The organism is Micromonospora sp. MH33, assembly GCF_003013775.1.
Lineage (GTDB): Bacteria > Actinomycetota > Actinomycetes > Mycobacteriales > Micromonosporaceae > Micromonospora > Micromonospora fulviviridis.
Genome location: NZ_MUYZ01000482.1, coordinates 1 through 3,187 on the forward strand (window position 1 = coordinate 1; position 3,187 = coordinate 3,187).

At 75.3% G+C, this 3,187-nt stretch carries 4 protein-coding genes; 2 read left to right on the forward strand and 2 right to left on the reverse strand.

What is annotated here, in order from left to right:
• A partial coding sequence (locus B0E53_RS34730; RefSeq protein WP_107079752.1) for a glycoside hydrolase family 3 N-terminal domain-containing protein occupies positions 1–1,053 on the reverse strand: 1,053 nt, incomplete at its 3' end.
• A gap of 136 nt (positions 1,054–1,189) precedes the next feature.
• Between B0E53_RS34730 and B0E53_RS40305 the strand changes: the two genes are divergently transcribed.
• Positions 1,190–1,312, forward strand: a complete 123-nt coding sequence (locus B0E53_RS40305; protein ID WP_256566104.1) for a hypothetical protein — start codon at positions 1,190–1,192, stop codon at positions 1,310–1,312.
• A gap of 87 nt (positions 1,313–1,399) precedes the next feature.
• A complete protein-coding gene (locus tag B0E53_RS34735; protein WP_107079753.1) occupies positions 1,400–2,350 on the forward strand; it encodes a TIGR03557 family F420-dependent LLM class oxidoreductase in 951 nt (316 codons plus the stop codon).
• Positions 2,351–2,358: 8 nt separating this feature from the next.
• Here the strand turns inward: B0E53_RS34735 and B0E53_RS34740 are convergent, their stop codons facing one another.
• Positions 2,359–2,988 carry a TetR/AcrR family transcriptional regulator gene (locus B0E53_RS34740; protein WP_107079754.1) on the reverse strand — a complete coding sequence of 210 codons (630 nt, stop codon included), beginning with the start codon at positions 2,986–2,988 and terminating at the stop codon, positions 2,359–2,361.
• Positions 2,989–3,187 lie beyond the last annotated feature (199 nt).

A 3,187-nucleotide genomic window follows, 5' to 3' on the forward strand; every position in this document is an offset into this window, starting at 1 on the left:
GGCGTCGCCGGGCCGGGCGCCGGACCGGCCGGACCGGGCGGCGACCGTCCAGGCGGCCAGCTGTTCGACCCGCTTCGCCGCCTCGGCCAGCCGCTCCTCCGGCAGGTCCCCGGACACCACCGCGGCCACGATGGCGTCCCGCAGCTCGCGGGCGTCGGCCTCGGTGGCCCGCTCCCCGCCCACGCAGATCGCGTCCGCCCCGGCGGCGAGCGCGCGGACCGCCGCTCCGGCGAAGCCGTACCGGTCGGCGACGGCGCGCATCTCCACCGCGTCGGTCACCACCACGCCACCGAAGCCCATCTCCTCGCGGAGCAGGCGGCCCAGGATGCGCGGGCTGAGCGTGGCCGGCAGCTCCGGGTCCAGCGCCGGCACCAGCAGGTGCCCGGTCATCACCGCCTGCGCCCCGGCCGTCACCGCGGCCCGGAACGGGGCCAGCTCGACCGCGTCCAGCCGGGCCCGGTCGCCGCCGATGCGGGGCAGGTCGTGGTGGGAGTCGACCCGGGTGTCGCCGTGCCCGGGGAAGTGCTTGGCGCAGGCGGCGACGCCACCGGCCTGCAGGCCGCGGACCCAGGCGGCGGTGTGCCGGGCGACCAGGGCCGGGTCGGCGCCGAACGAGCGGACCCCGATCACCGGGTTCGCCGGGTTCGAGTTGACGTCGGCGTCCGGGGCGTAGTTCAGCGTCACGCCCACCGCGGCCAGCTCGGCGCCCAGGTCGCGAGCCACCTCCTCGGTCAGCGCCGGATCGTCGACGGCGCCGAGGGCGAAGTTGCCGGGCCGGGAGCTGCCCCGGGCCGACTCGATCCGGGTGACGTCGCCGGCCTCCTCGTCGATGGCCACGATCACGTCGGGCCGCTCGGCGCGCAGGTTCGCGGTCAGCTCGGCGACCTGCTCGTGGTCGACGACGTTGCGGGCGAAGAGGACCACCGACCCGAGACCCTCGCCGAGCCAGCGGCAGATCCACGGCGGCGGTGTGGTGCCGACGAACCCGGGTTGCAGGACGGCGGCGGCCAGGGCCGCCAGGTCTCCGGTCGCTCCCACGATCCGCTCGCTCATGCGCTGTCGTACCCCCGTCTTCCCCACGGCCCGCCGCCCCGGCGGTGCTGACATGGTCACACCGCGTCCCGAAATAGTCAACAATCCTTACTGTTAGCGGCTGGCACCGCCGACCGGCCCGTGGGAGAGTGCGACCATGCATCCCGCGCTGCTCGCCGACGCCACCAGCGCCGCGGACATCCCCGGCGTACGCCTGCTCGGCCTGGTGGTCGGCGGCCTGTTCCTGCTGATCGCCATCCGGGCGATGTTCCGCCGGTAGGCCGTCGCGTTCGGACCCCGTCTCCCCGGGGTAGGGCTGTCGTTGTCCCCGGGTGCGCCCGGCACCCGGACGCGGCGAGGGGGAACGATGAGGATCGGCTACTTCCTGTCCAGTGAGGAGTACACCCCGGCGGAGCTGCTGGAGCAGGCGCGCGGCGCCGAGCGGGCCGGCTTCGAGGCACTGTGGATCTCCGACCATTACCACCCCTGGGTCGACGCGCAGGGCCAGAGCCCCTTCGTCTGGTCGACCATCGGGGCGCTCAGCCAGGTCTGCCGGCTGCCGGTGACCACCGCCGTCACCTGCCCGACCGTCCGCATCCACCCCGCCGTGATCGCGCAGGCCGCGGCCACCAGCGCGGTGCTGCACGACGGGCGATTCGTGCTCGGGGTGGGCAGCGGCGAGGCGCTCAACGAGCACATCTTCGGCGACCCGTGGCCGCAGGCCGACATCCGGCTGGAGATGCTCGAGGAGGCGGTCGAGGTGATCCGGGCCCTGTGGACCGGCGACTTCGTCAACCACCACGGCAAGCACTACACCGTGGAGCACGCGCGAATCTACACCCGCCCCGACACTCCCCCGCCGATCTACGTCTCCGGCTTCGGCCCGAAGTCGATCGAGCTGGCCGCCCGGATCGGTGACGGCTACGTCAGCACCATGCCCGACGCCGACATGGTCCGCCGGTTCCGCGACTCCGGCGGCGGCGACAAGCCCTGCCAGGCCGGCTTCAAGGCCGCGTACGCCGACAGCGAGGAGGAGGGCGTGCGGATCGCGTACGAGCGGTGGCCCAACGCCGGCGTGCCGGGGGAGCTGTCCCAGGTGCTTCCGTCGCCGCGCCACTTCGAGCAGGCCGCCCAGCTGGTCGCGCCGGAGATGATGAAGGAGTCGTTCGTCTGCGGCCGGGATGCCGACGCCCACCTGGAGATGATCGACAAGTACGCCAAGGCCGGCTTCGACGAGATCTACGTGGCCAACACCGGCCCGCACTGGCAGGGCCTGTTCGACCTCTACGAGCGCGAGGTGCTGCCCCGGTTGCGCTGACGCGCGGCTCAGGCCGGCAGGACGCCGTGCAGCAGGGTGGCGACCAGGGCGTCCACCAGGTCCGGGGCGGGCTCCGGTGGTGGGCCGGCCGGGTCGAGCAGCCGGCCGAGGACCAGGTCGTGACAGACCCCCACGACCAGCGTGGCCACCGCCTCCGGGCGGACGGTCGGTGCGATCCGGCCGAGCCGCTGCTCCGCGCGCACGTAGCCGGCCAGTTCCCCGCGCAGCCCGTGGCCGCCGCCGAGCGGGGCGGGCAGCTCGCCGAGGCGCGCCAGCAACTTCGGCTGCGTGGTCAGCCCGGCGAACGCCGGCAGGATCGCGGCGTGCAGCGCCAGCGCCCGGTCCAGGTACGCCCGCAGGTTCGCCTCGACGGTCGCCTCGCCCGGCCGCGGGGCCGCCCCCTCCCGCGCCGCCTCGACCGACCGCACGTGCGCGTGCAGCGCGGCCGCGAGCAGCTCCTCCTTGTCGGCGAAGTGGTTGTAGAGCACCCCGTCGGCGACGCCGGCCTCACGGGCGATGTCGCGGACGGTCAGCCCGGCCACGCCGCGCCGGGCCACCAGCCGCCCGGCCGCGGCGATCAGGTGCTCCCGCAGGCTCTGCTCGCCGCCCCGCAGCGCGGCCGCTCTTCTGGGTGCCATCACCAGGATCCTAGGCTCCGCCGGGCCCGGCTCCCCCGAGCGAGCCGGGCCCGGCGGAGGCCGGCGGCGACCTCCGGGCTCACCCGGGTCGACGCGCGGTGACCAGCCAGGCCGCGGTGCGCAGCCGGACCCCGTCCGGTCCCTCGTACGGCCGCACGGCCTCGGCCAGGGCGGCCCGCACCCGGTCGACGGCCGCCGG

Excerpts from the sequence above, each read along its gene's own strand:
- B0E53_RS40305 (WP_256566104.1), top strand. The coding sequence starts at position 1,190 with ATGCATCCCGCGCTGCTCGCCGACGCCACCAGCGCCGCGGACATCCCC.
- B0E53_RS34735 (WP_107079753.1), top strand. The coding sequence starts at position 1,400 with ATGAGGATCGGCTACTTCCTGTCCAGTGAGGAGTACACCCCGGCGGAG.
- B0E53_RS34740 (WP_107079754.1), bottom strand. The coding sequence starts at position 2,988 with ATGGCACCCAGAAGAGCGGCCGCGCTGCGGGGCGGCGAGCAGAGCCTG.